Origin of the sequence: Arsenicitalea aurantiaca (genome assembly GCF_003994485.1) — a bacterium.
GTDB lineage: Bacteria > Pseudomonadota > Alphaproteobacteria > Rhizobiales > Devosiaceae > Arsenicitalea > Arsenicitalea aurantiaca.
The window spans coordinates 474,709-490,153 of sequence record NZ_RZNJ01000003.1; the positions used below are offsets into that span (position 1 = coordinate 474,709).

Genomic DNA, 15,445 nt, shown 5'->3' on the forward strand with positions numbered 1-15,445 from the left:
ACAAAGAGGCCGGTTCAGGCGGCAGGCTGCCCCATCCAGGTCATCACCGCGTCGCCCGTCATCGGCCTGCCGATGAAATAGCCTTGCGCGAAGTCGCAGCCGGCGGATTTCAGCTGGTGGAAACTCGCGAGGTCCTCCACCCCTTCGGCGACGGTTTCGAGTTCGAGACTGCGCGCAAGCCCGATAATCGCCGAGATAATGCTGCGCGCCTCGCTCGAATGGGAAGCGGCCGCGATGAAGGTCTTGTCGATCTTCACCTCGCTGAAGGGCAGCCGCACCAGCTGGCTCAGCGAAGAATAGCCGATCCCGAAATCGTCGATCGAAAGCCGCACCCCGCGGAGCCGCAGCCGGGTCATCACATCGAGCGAGCGGACCGGGTCCTGGGTCGCTCCGGTCTCGGCGATCTCGATGATGAGCCGGCCCGGTTCGAACGCACGATCCGCGCAGAGTTGCAGGAGGCAGTCGACAATCGCCGGCCGCGTCAGCGTCGTTGCGGCCATGTTGAAGGCCAGGGTCAGCCGGTTGTCGTTGATCCGCTCGGAGAGCCAGCCGATCCCCTCCTCGAGCAGCAGCACGGTCACCTCGTCGATGAGCCCGAAGCTTTCGGCGTGGGCAATGAAATCGGCCGGCATCAGCGCGCCCAGTTCAGGGTGTTCCCAGCGCGCCAGCGCCTCGAAGCCCGCGAGCTGACCCTCCCGGCAGTTGATCTTGGGCTGATAGACGAGGCTGAACTGGCGCTCGGCCAGCGCCCGCATCATGTGCTCTCGCGTCACGCCTACGCCGGCCGTCTGAGGCTGCGCCAACTTTCCTGCCATCGGGCGCTCGATGGGCTGGGCTATGAGCGCGCCGAGCGCGGCAAAGGAGAAGGGCTTGGGAAGGATCCCCGCGATCGAGAGCCCGTGCTCGAGCCCCAGCCGCTCGGCGGCCTCGCGCACCCGGGCCGGCGCACCGCTCGTGAGGATGATGATCTCGTCGCCGCCGCGCTCGCCGAGCTCGCCCAGGATCTCGATGCCGTCGGCCTCCGGCATGATGAGATCGAGCGCGATATGGGTCGGCCGCCAGCTGTCGAGCAGGGCGAGGAAATCCGTCCGCGCGCTCACCGACCGCGCCTCGAGCCCGATGCGCCGGCCCATGGCGGCGATCGTCGCGCCGACATCGGTGTCGTCGTCGAGAACCAGCAGGCGGCCCCCGGCCGCATCCGAACCCGTCATGGACATCTTGGTGCTCCTGGCATCTTGTGGATTTTCCCCTCTTGTTGGGGGGCTTTCAGGCTTAGGCGTAGGCTAGGCATCATTCGTGCGCCCCGGGGCGCCTCAGACTACCGCCGCCGTCCGGCCACCGCGGCGGTCGCGGGCGGCGGGGGAACGTTGACCCCGAACGATCCGATCTTCGGCGTCGCCATCGCAGCGTGAATGGCCGGACCATCGATATAGGTGAACCCGGCCTCGCTCGCGAGCACGGCGAGGCCCATGGAGTTGGCATTGTGCGCAAGCGTGCTCATCTGGCTGGCGCTTGCCTGCTGTACGAAGGCCCTGAGGCGCGCCGCGAGCCCCGGTTCGGAGACCGTCGCCCCGGCAAGGTTGAGCGAGAACGCCCAGACCCCGTCGAGGCCCGAAAATTCTGCCTGCTGGGCGGGCGTACCGACTTCGATCGCGATCCATTTGACGAAGGGCCGCAGCGTCAGCACCATCAGATTGGCCCGGCGCCGCGTCGCCCCCGTGGGCAGCGCGCAGATTTCGAGCACGACGAGCTTGCGATAGGCTTCGGGGATCATGCCGAGCAGGCGCACATATTCCTTCTGGTAGGACGGGTTCGCGAGCGTCCCATAGCTGACGGGAACGACGAGGATCGTCCCGCCCCCCTTCTGGCGGACGATCCGGTGCAGCGCTTCGAGGGCACGGGTCAGCACCAGGCAATCCATTTCCGCGAGCGTCGAGGACAGCTGGTCGGGGTCGGCAATGGCCTGGAACTGGGCGAGCGTCGTGCAGCCGGCGGTCGTTTCGAGCACCGCACGGTTGAATACGGTCGTCTGCTTGCGCGCATGCACGCCCGGCGCAAAAACGAGATTGAAGTTGCGGATCAGGGAAGCCCGATAGCGCCGCGCCGCCTGCTCGGCCTCGAACCGCATGGTCTGGAGCGAACCGGCCAGCGCCTCGATGAGCGAGCCCCCAGCGTCGCGCAGGGTCGCGCGATCGACCTCCGAGACGAACTGCTCGACCGAGAGCACTTCTTCGATCTCGGGGAAAGCCTCGGCAAGCCGCGCCTTGACGGCCGCCGCGATCTCGCGCGAACGCGCTTCTGCCTCGGTCCGCGTCGCCCGCGCAAAGCAGATCAGGAAGGTGAAATCCCCATGCCGGCGCTGGAAATCATCTGCGCCCAGCCGTGCCCCGATCACCGCCTCGGCAAGATCGGTGGCCCTGACAGCGAGTTCGGCCCAGCGCGGACCCAGCGCTTCCCGCACGTCCTCGAGCCCCACAAGCTCGAGGCTCCCGGCCACGACGCCTCCGGACTGGCCCTCGTTTTCGCGGGTCAGCTGGCGCAGGCGGTTCTCGAAGCCGGTCTTGCCGGCGCGCTCCTGCGTACCCGAACCCTGGCGCCGGGGTGCAGGGGCCTCGTCCTCTGCGTTGAGGATGGCGCTGACGAGCGAGCCGAGGCTGGAGACGGCTTCCTTGAATCTGCCCAAGATGGTCCCCCGCCTCAGCCGGCGAGACGACGGGGCGCCGGCGTGGTCGGTGCCCGCATCATGCCGAGCGGTTCATGTCGAGGCCGTCCTCGACCCGGTTGAACCGCGCCACGAGCGCGGTCCGGAACCCCTCGAAGGGCATCGGCCGTGCAAAGAAATAGCCCTGCGCGGCATCGAATTCGGCGTCCGCGATCACCGCGAGCTCGGCCTCGGTCTCGACGCCCTCGGCGACGGTGCGCACATGGAAGCTGCGGGCCATCGCGGAAGCCGCCCGGCAGACCGCCTGCTTGCGCGGATCCGAGCCGCAGCCCATCACGAAGCTGCGGTCGAGCTTGAGCTCGGCAAAGGGCAGATCGCGAAAGCGCGAAAAGGAGGAGTAGCCGGCTCCGAAATCGTCGATCGAAAGCTCGACATTGTGGAGCTTCAGCTGCGTTGCGACTTCGCGCGCGAGCACCATGTCGCCGGTCACCTCGTCCTCGGTCACCTCAACGATGAGCCCGGGATGACCGAACGGGTCCGGCCAGGCGTCGCGGATCATGTCCACGAAGACCGGCTTCTGCATGAGCGCGATCGAGGCGTTGATCGAGAACTTGATGCGCGAGGCAAAGAGCGGCAGCTTGGCGTGCTGGCGGGCGGCCTGCTCGATGACGAATTGCGTCATCTTCTCGTAGGCATTGGTGCCCGAGGGCGGCACGAAGGACACCGGCGGCATGATCCCCATGGCCGGGTGCCGCAGGCGGATCAGCGCCTCCGCGCCGAGCACCCGCCCGGTGCTCACCTCGCATTTGGGCTGGTACCAGAGCTCGAGCCAGTTGTTGGCGAGCGCGATCTCGACGTCGAGTGGCGCCGGCGGGGCGATGTCGAGCACGCTCACCTGCGGCGCCTCCTCCCCCTCTCCTGCAAGTGCCGTGGCAAGATCGGGCGTGCGCAGGGGCTTGCGCAGCGGCGTCAGCATCCTGAGGCCACGCCTTGCACCGATCATCTGCACGTCGCGCAGCGTATCGTGGTCGATCCCCGAGATCAGGAGGATGCGGCCTGAGTAGTCGCGCTCGGCCAGATGGTTCAGCACCTGCACCGCATCGAGACGCCCGAGCGACAGATCGAGAATGATGAGCCCCGCGCGATACTGCTCGAGCGGCTGGAGCATGTCGCCTGCCGGATCGAAGCCGCGCACCTCGCGGTCGAGCCGTCGCACCATCTGCACGATGGTCTCGCGCACGAGCGGATTGTCCTCAATAACCGCGACGCGACGCGGATCGATCTCAGCCCCTGCTTCCATCCGGCCCTCGGTCATGACGAGTTCGGCAGTATTGGGCACTTGGCTCGTCCTTTCGGGTTTCCTCTTAGGGATAACCCCGGTTACTTATGACTTGGTTAATCCAGCCGCTAAACTCCCGGCCTCCACCAATATTGAGTCAGTCATCGAGTATGGCGCGCAACTTGCGCGCAAGGTCACCGCGGCGGAAGGGCTTGCTCAGGAGGTTCACCCCGCGGTCGAGCCGCCCATGGTGCACGATGGCGTTTTCGGTGTAGCCCGACATGAAGAGCACCTTGAGCCCGGGCTGGCGGGCAAGGGCGATGTCGGCCACCTGGCGACCGTTCATCGGCCCCGCGAGCACCACATCGGCGAGCAGCAGGTCGTACCCGCCTTCCTCAAGGAGCCGCTCGATCGCCTTCTGCCCATCCTCGACGGCCGTCACGCGATAGCCCAGCGTCGTCAGCGTCGAAACCGTATGGCGCCGCACCAGCTCGTCATCCTCGACCACGAGGATCCGCTCGGTGCCGCCCGTCACGCTTTCGGCGTCGTAACCGAGCTCGGCGACCGGCAGATCGTCGGTCGCGCGCGGCAGGTAGAGCCGCACGCTCGTCCCCTGTCCGATCTCGGAATAGATGGCGATGTGCCCGCGCGACTGCTTGATGAAGCCATAGATCATCGAGAGCCCGAGCCCCGTGCCGATCCCCGCGGGCTTGGTGGTAAAGAATGGCTCGAAGGCCCGGTCGATCGTCTGGCGGCTCATGCCCGCCCCGGTATCGGTCACCGAGATCATCACATATTCGCCCGGCTCTACTTCCATGCGCTGGCTTGCGTAATCGGCGTCGAGCACGACGTTCGCGGTTTCGATCGTCAGGTGCCCGCCCCCCGCCATTGCATGCTGGGCGTTGATCGCAAGGTTGAGGATGGCGTTTTCGAGCTGGCCGGGATCGACCGTCGCCCGCCAGAGCCCTGCGCCGAGCACGAACTCCATGGCGATGGCTTCCCCGAGCGTGCGCTGGATCAGGTCCTGCAGATGGGCGACCAGCTGATTGGCGTCGACCGCGCGCGGATCGAGCGCCTGGCGGCGGGAGAAGGCGAGCAGGCGCTGCGTGAGCTCGGCGGCACGCTCGGCGGCCTTCAGGATCAGCTCTGCCGGGCTACTATCCTCCGCCGCGCCGGCAGGATTGGAGATGATCTCGTCGGCATTGCCGATGATCACGGTCAGCAGATTGTTGAAGTCATGCGCTACCCCGCCCGTCAGCTGGCCCACCGCCTCCATGCGCTGGGCCTGGCGCAACATCGCCTCGGTCTCCTTGGCCTCCGTGATGTCCCGAAGATAGGCGGTGATCCCACGCTCGTGCGGAAAGGCGCGCACCGAAAGCCAGAGCCTGACGTCGGGAACGGCGAAATCAAAGAGCGCAGGGGTCTTCAGCACCATCGCTTCGACCAGCCGGTCGTGCAGCTCGGTATCGCGCAGGGTATGGAAGGCCTCCCACGCATTGTGCCCCACGAGGTCCGCCGCGCTGCGTCGCGCGAGCTTTTCGGCATTGTCGTTGACGTAGATGATCTGCCAGTCCGGATCGATGGCGAAGACGGCATCGGTGATGGAGGCGAAGATCGTCTCGATCTCCATGCGGGCCTCATGCTCGCTGGCACTGGCCGCTTCGGCCGCCCGCAGCGCCGCATCCCGCTCGACCGACGTCTGCAGGCGCGAAACCACAGTGCTCGCGACATCGGCAAGCTGCACGAGTGCGAACCGGTCGTCGTCGCTGAAGCGGCCTTCCGCCTTCTCGGAGATTTCGACCCGGCCGACCGGATGGCCCTGCGCATCGACGAGACGCGCGAGCATGCGCCCGTCAGGAAGCCGTCCCGCCGGAACGTCCGCACCCTCGCCCACCACCGTTCGGGCCTGGCGCGCGCCCGTGATCGCACAGGCGCTGCGCTCGAGGCGCGCAAACACGTCCTCTAGCGTCGGGCTCTGCACGATCGAAGCGGAGGCGGTCGCAAGCTCGCGGAAGAGCTCGCTCCGCGCCAGCTGCGCGGCCTCGCGCCGCCGGACACTTCGGTCGACCCCGATGGCGAGGATCACGATGAGCGCGATCACCAGAACGCCGAGCGCCGCCTCGATCACGGCGCGCACGACCCACCCCGCAAGCCGGTCCCGCTCGGCGACGCCGATATAGGCGATCATCGGAAAATTGGGCAGGCGCGCATAGGAGGATATGCGCATCTCGCCATCGAGAAGCGCGCGCGCGGTATAGAGCCCCTCGGGCGCCTCCTGAACGCGCCGCAGCAACTCGCCGCCGGAGATATCCTCCCCCAGATGCTGCGGCGCAAAAGGGCTGCGGAGGATCAGGATGCCATCCTCGCGCACGAGGCCGGCAGTGGCGTTGGGCCCGAGCAGCAGCTTGTCGTAATAGGCGTGCAGGTGCTGGAGCGAGAGCGACACCGCGACCACGCCGGCAAAGCTGCCATCACTGTTCTGGAGCGCCCGCGCGATGTTGATCAGTTCCTGGCCTTCGGCAAATCCGACCCGCCCCAGCCGCGGCGATCCGACAACGACGCCGAGGTCCGGATCCTCACGCAGCGTCGTGAACTCCATGGTGTCGGAAAGGTCCGATAGCTCGGGATCGGCCGTACGGGAGGAGGCGACGAGCCGCCCTTCGGCATCGAGCATGAAATAGGCATAGGTGCCCGAGCTCGCCTCCTGCCGATCGCGCAAGATCTCGTGGCGGGCCAGAGATTGGGTGGTCCCCTCGGGCGGCGCGGCCATGAGTGGCGCCTCGAGCCCCAGAAGGGCGAGGTTGAGCGCGGTGAAGGTCTGGTCGGTGTATTCGACGAGCGCACCGCGCAGGCTTTCGGCCTGTTCGGCGGCCTCAGCCAGGATGCGCTGGCGTTCGGCGAGCAGGTTGAACGTGATACTGGCGGCGACGAAAATGGTCGCGACCAGGGTCAGAACCCAGAGCGCACGCTTCACCGGTCTACCCTTGCCCCAACGGGCCGGCTCGAAGGCCGCCCGCTCCCCCGAAACATCAGACTATTGCTGACACGCAAGAGCGGGTGGCGCAAGCGCTCAGTTGCGAAAGCCCGTCAAAATCAAGACGTTCAGGCCGAAGCAGCATCTCCGTCCAGCACGGCGCGCACCTTTTCGGCCAGCGCCTGTCGGCGGTAGGGCTTTTGGAGCAGATGCGCGCCCCGGGGCAGCCTGCCCTGATGGAGCAGCGCGTTTTCCGCATAGCCCGAGGAGAACAGCACCTTGAGTTCCGGCCTCAGGCGCCTCGCCTCCTCGGCGAGTTCGCGCCCGTTCATGCCGCCGGGCATGACGAGGTCGGTGAACATCAGATCGACCGGAATGGGGCTCCTGAGGAGCGCGAGCGCCACCGCCGCGTTCTGCGCCGGAATGCAGCGATAGCCGAGACTGTCGAGCTGCTTGGTGAGGTGATCGCGCACCATCGCCTCGTCCTCCACGACAAGGACCGTCTCATTGCCCATCGGCGCGCCATCCGTCCGCCGTTCGGTTGCGCCCGCGGCAACGGCCTGCGAGCGGGGCAGGTAGAGCCGGACCACGGTGCCGACCCCGAGTTCGGAATAGAGCATGATGTGGCCGCCCGACTGCTTGATGAACCCGTAGATCATCGATAGCCCGAGCCCGGTGCCTTCGCCGACCGGCTTGGTGGTGAAGAAGGGCTCGAAGGCCCGCGCCATGGTTTCGGGCGACATGCCGCAGCCGGTATCAGACACTGCGATCATCACATACTGGCCCGGCTGGACCTCGGAATGCTGGCGCGAATAGCCCTCGTCCAGATGCATGTTGGCGGTTTCGATGGTGATCCGGCCGCTGCGCCCCATCGCATCGCGGGCATTGATGCACAGATTGACGATCGCGCTTTCGAGCTGTCCCGGATCGACCAGCGCCGGCCAGAGCCCGGCGGCATGGACGAACTCGATCTCGAAGCTTTCGCCTATGGTGCGCCGGAGCAGCCTTTCGAGATCGCCCAGAAGCCGCGTCACGTCGGTCGAGCGCGCATCGAGCGGCTGCCTGCGGGCAAAGGCCAGCATGCGCCCGGTCAGTTCGGCGCCGCGTTCGGCCGCGCTCATCACGAGTTCGGCATGAAGGCGCGCCTCGGTATCGGCGCTCAGCGTATCGACGAGGCTCTCGGCATTGCCGAGGATCACCGTCAGCAGATTGTTGAAATCATGGGCGACCCCGCCAGTCAGCTGGCCTACCGCCTCCATCTTCTGGGCCTGGCGCAGCTGCTCCTCGCTTTCGCGCTGGGCGGACATGTCGCGGCCGTAGAAATAGACGTGCCGGCTGTCGACCCGCACCGAGGTCGTGACCGGCCGGTAACGCCCGGCAGCATCGCGGATCCGATACTCGCCCTGCCGGTCGCGCGATCCGTCCATGGCGAGGGCGAGGCAGGCCCGCGCCGCCTGTCGGTCGTCGGGATGGATGAGGGTGAAGATGTCGGCGCCGAGGAGCCCATCGACGCCATGGCCGAGCCCGTCGGTCCAGGCGGGGTTGGCATCGAGGATATGGCCGCCGAGGTCGAGCACCGCCAGCAGATCCTGTGACAGCGTCCAGATCTGCTGGCGATCGAAGATGTTGAGCTGCGCGCCCCGCGCACCGTCGCCGGTCTGGATACCACCCAGGGACAGATGACCATCGATGTCCACCGCCACCCCGACCGCATGGGACCCGCCCAGATCGGTCACCGGCGCGATCGCCGCGGCATGCCAGTGATAGGCGCCGTCGCGATGGGCGATCCGATAGCGGACCTCCACCCGTCTGACGAATGCATCCTCGCAGGCCTGGTGCAGGATCGCCCGGTCCTCCGGATGCACCTTCTCGAAGAGCGCCGTCACGGCTTCCCCGCGGTCGACCCCGGTGATCTCATAGGCGCGGTCGCTCACAAAGAGCGCACCTGCGCCGCCCTGCATCCAGATGATCGCGGGAAGGGTATCGGCGAGCGTGCAGAGGGCGTTGCGATCGGGGAGGAGTTCGAGCCCCGTGCTCTCGATGATGGCGGCCGCCTCGTCGGCGAGCGCGATCATGGTCTCGCGCAGCGCCTCGCCGAGCCTCATCCCGGAGGTGGCGCGCCCGGACACTGCAACGAGCCCGAGACGCTCCCCGGACCTGCCGATGATCGGGGCAGCCGCGCGCACGGTCGCGCCGAAATCCTGCTGGCTTACCCTGTCGACCGCGCCGAGCGCCATCTCCAGGAACTCTGCCTCATTCTCATTTGCCCCCTCGGCGCGATCCACGCGCAAGAGGCCATCCGGACCATCGAGCAGCACGACGCAGCTCTCGGCGCGGCAAAGACGCTCTGCAAGTCGGGTGAGACTCGCGAAGTATTGCGGAAGCAGTGACGAGGTCGCAAGGCCGCCGATCGCGTTTCGGGTAGCCGATCCTTTGGGGTAGGCGCTCAGGGCCTCATTCACGTCGTGCTCGTTGTTCTGCGACGCAAGAGTACGCCTCTAAAACTAGCATACCACGGCCGAACCGCATTTTTGAGCGAAATAACGTGGGACGCTCCACTTTCCACGCCAACTAATCGTCGGCGCGGATGAGGTCCGCGGCCTTTTCGGCGATGCAATAAGTCGCCGCCATTGTGTTGGCCGAGAGGATCGTGGGCATCACCGATGCATCGACCACTCGGAGCCCGTCCATGCCATGCACCCGCAGGCTCGCCGGATCGACCACCGCAATCTCGTCCACCCCCATCCGGCAGGTTCCCACCGGATGATAGAGCGTGCCGCAGGCCTGGCGCACATAGGCCTCGAGCGCGCCATCGCTCTCGGCGTCGGGCCCCGGGGTCACCTCATGATCGAGATGGGGCGCGAAGGCGGGTTGGGAGACGAGGTCGCGCACGATCTTCATGCCCTCGACGAGCGGCGTCATCCGGCTCTCGCCCCGGAAGAAATTGTAGAGGATCGAGGGCTGCTCGCGCGCATCGGCGCTCTTGAGCTCGACCCGGCCGATGCTGCCGGGGCGCAACTGGCAGACATGGAACAGGAAGCCGTGGCCGAAAAGCGAGCCAGCGTTCTGCGCATTGCCCACCGAAGTGCAGAAAAAGAGCTGGATGTCCGGGCGCTCCTCCCCCGGCACCGTCGAAACAAACGCGCCACCCTCCCCGGTCGTCGAAGCGAAAAGCCCCCTCTTTCGCAGCAGCCAATTGCCGACATGGCCGATATTGGCCGGTAGCGCGCCCCAGGAAATGCCATAGGGCACCCGGCTCCTCGCCTTGAATTCCATGGTGACGTCGATGTGGTCCTGCAGGTTCTGCCCCACGCCGGGCAGATCGTGAACCGGGGTAATGCCGTGGCGCTGCAGATGGCTCGCCTCCCCGATGCCTGAAAGCATGAGCAGTTGCGGGGAGACGAAGCTCCCCGCCGCAAGGATCACCTCGCGCGCCCGGAGCGTCGCCGGCCCGTCGGGTCCCTCGAGCGCGATACCCGTTACCCGCCGGCCTTCGGTCATAAGGCGCGTCACGCGCCTTTGCGGCAGCACGGCGAGATTGGGCCGATTGCGCACCGGATCGAGATAGGCCGCCTCCGCGCTCTGGCGCTCCCCGTCCTTCTGGGTGAAGGTATAATAACCAAAGCCGGCCTGTTCGGGCCCGTTGAAGTCCGCATTGTAGCGATAGCCCGCCTCCGACGCCGCCTTGAGGAACACCTCGCACATCGGGTTGACCGTGCGCAGCTGCGCGATCGAGACCGGCCCGTTCGTGCCGTGATAGGCGGGGTCGATCTGAGCGCGCAGCGGGCGTCCGCCGAGCGTCATCGGCGTGCCCTGCTCGGGCCGGGCGAGCAGATCGAAGGTCTCGAGCTTTCTGAAATAGGGCAGCAGGTCGTCGAACCCCCAGCCGACATTGCCCAGCGCGCGCCAGTGATCGTAATCCTCGCGCTGGCCGCGAATGTAGATCATGCCGTTGACGGTCGTGCTGCCGCCCATCCCCTTGCCGCGCGGCAGTGCGATGCGCCGCCCCTGCAGCCCGGGTTCGGGCTCGCTCTCGAACCAGTTCATGAAGCGCCCGCCGCCCAGGAAGGCCAGCTCCTTCATCATGAACGCGACCATCCCCAGCGGCATGGCGACGATCGGGCGGCGCGCATTGCGGTCCTCGCCCATTTCGACAAGCGCCACGCGCCGTCCGGGATCGGCGCTCAGGCGGTTGGCGAGCACACATCCGGCCGCGCCGCCGCCCACGATGATGGTGTCAAAATCGCTCATGCCCGGACCACGCCTTGTTTTGTTCGCGTAAAGAAAGAAGTTTGCGCCCGCAAAAAAGAGGATTTGACAGCCGCACGCTCCGGTGCGAGCACTCTGCTGTTACAGCACGCGCGCGAACGGCGCCGGCTGCCGGGGAGGACTGAAGCCCTATGGCCGACAAGACCATCCGCACGATGGAAGAATTCGCGGCGGCCGTCGGGCTGTCGCGCCCGACCGTCTCGAAATATTTTCAGGATCCGGCCTCGGTGCGCCCGCGAAGCCGCGAACGCATCGAAGCGGCGCTGAGCGCCACGGGCTTCCGCCCCAATATCTATGCGGTCAATCTCAACCGGCGCCGCGCCAAGATCATCGGGCTCATCTTTCCCACCTCGCTCGACCCCTTCTACATGGGCCTGCGCCGGCGCATCGAGACCGAGGCGACTGCGGCGGGCTACCTCACCTTCGTGTTCAGCTCGGATGGACAGGCCGATCTCGAGGCCGATGCACTCACGACGCTGAGCGGGCTCAATGCGGCGGGCGTCATCATGGCGCCCGTCGGCGGGGACGAGCGGCACAGGCGGCGGCTGAAGACGCTCGCCCGCACCATCCCGATCGTCTTCATCGACGCGCCCTTCGACGAGGAGGAGGCGTTCGTGGGCACCGACAACGCCCAGTCCATGGCGCTGATCACCGACTATCTGACGCGGCTCGGGGACCGGCCCTGCTATTTCGACATGCCTTGGGTCAATTCCAACGCAGAGGCGCGCCGCAGCGCCTATGTCGCCACCATGGAGCGGCGCGGGCTCACACCTGAATTCGTCCCCGTCACGCGCACCGCGACCTGGGATTTCGAGCGCTATGCATTCGATGAGACCAACCGGGTTCTCGATGGCGCGGGCTTTCCCACCTCCATCGTCGTGTGCGGCAACGACCGGGTGGCGTTCGGCGTCATCGCGGCCCTCTCCCAGCGCGGCATCCGCGTCGGCATGGGGCCCGATTGCGACATGCGGGTGGCCGGTCACGACGACCAGCCGCTGAGCGAATACATCTGCCCCCCGCTGACGACGGTGTTGCAGAATACCGCGGAGATGGGCCGGCTCGCGATCCACCTTCTGCTCTCCCGGCTCGACACGTCCCGCACCTTCGATGCCCCGCGCAGCGCGCAGGACCATATCCTCGTCAAGGGCGAGCTCGTCCTGCGCGGCTCGGCCTGAGGCGGGGGGTCAGCCCCCCACCATCAGCTTGACCACTTCGTCATGGGTGGTCTCGGAAATCTTGCGCTCGCCCGCCTGCACGCCGCGCCGCAGCACGACGATCCGGTCCGAGACCGCGAAGATGTCCTGCAGATTGTGCGAGATGAAGATCACCCCGCGCCCCTGGGCCTTGAGCTGCTTGATCAGCGAGATCACCTTGCGCTGCTCGGGCACGCCGAGGGCCGCGGTCGGCTCGTCCATGATCAGGATCTGGGCGTCCCAGTAGACGGCCCGCCCGATGGCGACCGCCTGACGCTGCCCGCCGGAAAAATTGCTCACCGGCGCGTCCATGCGGTTCACGTGAAAGTCGAGCAGCGCCATGGTTTCGCGCGCGGCATCGGCCATCTTCTTGCGGTCGAGCATGGGCAGGATGCCGAGAAAGCGCTTCATCGGCTCGCGCCCCAGGAAAATGTTCGCGCCGATCGAAAGATTGTCGGCGAGCGCGAGGTCCTGGTAGATCGTCTCGATGCCCTTGTCGCGCGCCTCCTGCGGCGTGGCGAAGCTGACCTGCTGGCCGCGGAGGAAGATCTCCCCGCCGCTCGGCTGATAGACCCCCGAGATCGCCTTGATCAGCGTCGTCTTGCCCGCGCCATTGTCGCCGGCGAGCGCCACCACCTCTCCGGGGCGCACGACCATGGACATGTCCCTGAGCGCCTGTACCGCACCGAAATTCTTGGAGAGATTGCGGACCTCGAGCAGTGGGGCTCCGTTCTGGGGCGCGCTATTCATCCTGGCGTCCTCCGGTGAAGCGGCGCTGGGCCTGGTCGATCAGCACCGAGATGATGATGACGACGCCGACGCCGATGAACTGCCAGAACGGCTCCACATTGACGAAGACGAGGCCGTACTGGATGACCGCGATGACGAAAGCGCCCGCGACCGTGCCGAAAATCGTGCCCGATCCGCCAAAGAGGCTCGCCCCGCCGATCACCACCGCCGCCACGCTGTCGAGCAGCAGCGGTTCGCCCGCCTGTGCCGCGCCGGCGCTGAACCGGGCGGCATAGAGCGCGCCCGCGAGCCCCGCGCACATGGCGCTGAGGATATAGAGGCGCAGCAGATGGCTCTTGATGTTGATGCCGGCGCGTCGTGCCGCCTGCGGATTGGCGCCGATGGCATAATTGTGCTGGCCGAACTTGGTCTGGCTCAGGAGGTAATGCATCACGAGCACGAAGAGCGCGGTGATGATCACGATATAGGGCACGTTGAAGAACCGGCCATTGCCGAGCGCCGCAAAGTCCGCGTTGCGCACCGGCACGGTCGTGCCCCCTGCAAGCAGGAACGCGACGCCGCGCGCCACGCCGAACATGCCGAGCGTGCCGATGAAGGGCGGCACCCTCAGCCTCGAGACGAGAAGCCCGTTGATCGTGCCGGGAATGCCGGCAACGAGGATCGCCGCGCAGATGCCCACGACGACCGCCATGCTAGGGGACATGGACTGGCCGGCAATGTTGGTCACATGGGCCGCAACGACTGCGGCGAGCCCCATGATGAAGCCCAGCGACAGATCGATGCCGCCCGAGATGATGACGAAGGTCTGGCCCGTCGCGAGCAGCAGCGGGGCGACCGCGAAGATGGCGATCGACTGCAGATTGAACGGGTTGAGGATGAAGGTCGCGTTGAACCCGATCCGCGCCCAGAGCTCGAAGCCGATGACGAGAGCCCCAAGGAACAGCCAGGCGCGCATGTCCGCGATGAAGGAAATCCAGGTGCGGGCCGCATCGGCATGGTCGGCCGGGGGCGCGACATGGGTGTCCGGCTCGGCGGCGTGCGGGGTCGCACGCTCCTCGCCTGTGGGTGGGGAAGTGGTCATGGCAGGCTCGCTCCAGCGGCGCTGCGCCTAGGGGCGCGCGTCCGGACGGTTACGGGGGCGGCGGCAGACGCCCTTCCCGGCTGGCCGGGAAGGGCGAGGCTTGCGATCAGTCCGAGTAGATGAACCGGGCGATCTCGGGATCACCCACATTGTCCGCGGTGATCACGGTGAAGCCGGTGCCGATCAGGGTCGGGATCGACTGGCCGGTGAGGTGGGCATAGGCCGACACCACGCCGTAATAGCCGATCTCGGCCGGATGCTGGGCAATGGCGACGTCGACGAGGCCGGTCTCGAGATTGTCCACGATGCTCGTGGGCGCATCGAACGCGACGACCTTGATGTTGCCCGTCTGGCCGGCCTGCTGCACCCCGTTCGCGGCGCCGAGGGCCGAGAAGAGGTTGGCCCCGAAGACGCCCGCGAGGTCCGAGTTGCGCGCGAACACGGCCTGCAGCTGGGAGGCTGCGTTGTTGGCGTCGTTTTCGTTGAACTGGGTCTCGAGCACTTCGACGTTCGGGAAGTTCTCTTCCATCTCCAGCTTGAAGCCTTCTTCGCGCTGGTCGGTGGTGGAGATGCCCGGATTGACGTTGGAGACGTAGACCTTGCCTTCCCCGCCGATCGCCTCGGCAAGAGCGCGCGCGGCCATGCGGCCACCGAGCACGTTGTCGGACGCGATGTAGGAGAGCGGGAAGTCTGCATCGCCCGAACCGGTCTGGTACTGGCCGGTGCCGATGAAGGTATCGACGGTGATCACCGGAATGCCGGCCTCGTCGGCGCGACGGAGCGGCTCGATCAGCTGGGTGGTGTCGGTCGGGGCGATCAGGATGGCGTCGGGCTGGCGCGCGATGATCGCGTCGAGGACAGGCACCTGGGTCACCGGGTTGAACTCGGGCGCGCCCTGGAACACCAGCTCCACCCCGAGTGCCTCGGCAGCGGCCTCGGCGCCACGACGCATGGTGATGTAGAAGGCGTCGGTGGTCAGGCCCGGGATCAGTGCAATCGTATACTGCTCGTCCTGCGCGGCGACGGGCGATGCGATCGCCGCAGCACCGAGCGCAAGGGCCGCAAGCGCGGTCTTGAACGTCTTCATTCTGTCCTCCTCCTCAGGGTTTCCGGCCTCCCCGGCCGGACCATCGGCGGTTCCCCGCCAATTTGTTTAGACACCGGTCTAATCGAAAGGCGAAAGCGACGACGCGCGGCGCAAACGCGCCGTACCCACGGATCGGGGATCAGAGCCCCC

General features: G+C 66.7%; 10 protein-coding genes. 1 reads left to right on the forward strand and 9 read right to left on the reverse strand.

The annotated features are described in order from the left end of the window. Nucleotides 1-14: 14 nt before the first annotated feature. The 6 genes from EMQ25_RS10885 to EMQ25_RS10910 form a co-directional block, all read right to left on the reverse strand. Nucleotides 15-1,217, reverse strand: a complete 1,203-nt coding sequence (locus tag EMQ25_RS10885) for an EAL domain-containing response regulator (RefSeq protein ID WP_127188593.1) — start codon at nucleotides 1,215-1,217, stop codon at nucleotides 15-17. 101 nt (nucleotides 1,218-1,318) lie between these two features. Further along, nucleotides 1,319-2,683, reverse strand: a complete 1,365-nt coding sequence (locus EMQ25_RS10890; RefSeq protein WP_127188594.1) for a hypothetical protein — start codon at nucleotides 2,681-2,683, stop codon at nucleotides 1,319-1,321. Nucleotides 2,684-2,741: 58 nt separating this feature from the next. Next, the gene (locus EMQ25_RS10895) at nucleotides 2,742-4,001 is read right to left on the reverse strand and encodes an EAL domain-containing response regulator (RefSeq protein WP_127188595.1); all 1,260 of its coding nucleotides are present in this window, start codon (nucleotides 3,999-4,001) and stop codon (nucleotides 2,742-2,744) included. A gap of 97 nt (nucleotides 4,002-4,098) precedes the next feature. After that, nucleotides 4,099-6,915 carry an ATP-binding protein gene (locus EMQ25_RS10900; RefSeq protein ID WP_127188596.1) on the reverse strand — a complete coding sequence of 939 codons (2,817 nt, stop codon included), beginning with the start codon at nucleotides 6,913-6,915 and terminating at the stop codon, nucleotides 4,099-4,101. A 128-nt stretch (nucleotides 6,916-7,043) separates the two neighbouring features. Next, nucleotides 7,044-9,377, reverse strand: a complete 2,334-nt coding sequence (locus EMQ25_RS10905) for a hybrid sensor histidine kinase/response regulator (RefSeq protein ID WP_127188597.1) — start codon at nucleotides 9,375-9,377, stop codon at nucleotides 7,044-7,046. Between the two features lie 109 nt (nucleotides 9,378-9,486). Further along, entirely contained in the window at nucleotides 9,487-11,166 is a 1,680-nt protein-coding gene (locus EMQ25_RS10910) for a GMC family oxidoreductase (RefSeq protein WP_127188598.1), read from the reverse strand. A gap of 173 nt (nucleotides 11,167-11,339) precedes the next feature. On the opposite strand from EMQ25_RS10910, the gene EMQ25_RS10915 reads away from it, so the two are divergent. Further along, entirely contained in the window at nucleotides 11,340-12,359 is a 1,020-nt protein-coding gene (locus EMQ25_RS10915) for a LacI family DNA-binding transcriptional regulator (protein WP_127188710.1), read from the forward strand. Between the two features lie 9 nt (nucleotides 12,360-12,368). Here EMQ25_RS10915 and EMQ25_RS10920 read toward each other — a convergent pair whose 3' ends face one another. The 3 genes from EMQ25_RS10920 to EMQ25_RS10930 all read right to left on the reverse strand — a co-directional run bounded on the left by EMQ25_RS10920 (nucleotide 12,369) and on the right by EMQ25_RS10930 (nucleotide 15,295). After that, nucleotides 12,369-13,127 carry an ATP-binding cassette domain-containing protein gene (locus EMQ25_RS10920; RefSeq protein ID WP_127188599.1) on the reverse strand — a complete coding sequence of 253 codons (759 nt, stop codon included), beginning with the start codon at nucleotides 13,125-13,127 and terminating at the stop codon, nucleotides 12,369-12,371. Then, entirely contained in the window at nucleotides 13,120-14,208 is a 1,089-nt protein-coding gene (locus EMQ25_RS10925; RefSeq protein WP_127188600.1) for an ABC transporter permease subunit, read from the reverse strand. Before EMQ25_RS10925 ends, EMQ25_RS10920 begins: the two co-directional genes overlap by 8 nt. Nucleotides 14,209-14,314: 106 nt before the next feature. Beyond that, nucleotides 14,315-15,295, reverse strand: a complete 981-nt coding sequence (locus EMQ25_RS10930) for an ABC transporter substrate-binding protein (RefSeq protein WP_127188601.1) — start codon at nucleotides 15,293-15,295, stop codon at nucleotides 14,315-14,317. Nucleotides 15,296-15,445: the final 150 nt, after the last annotated feature.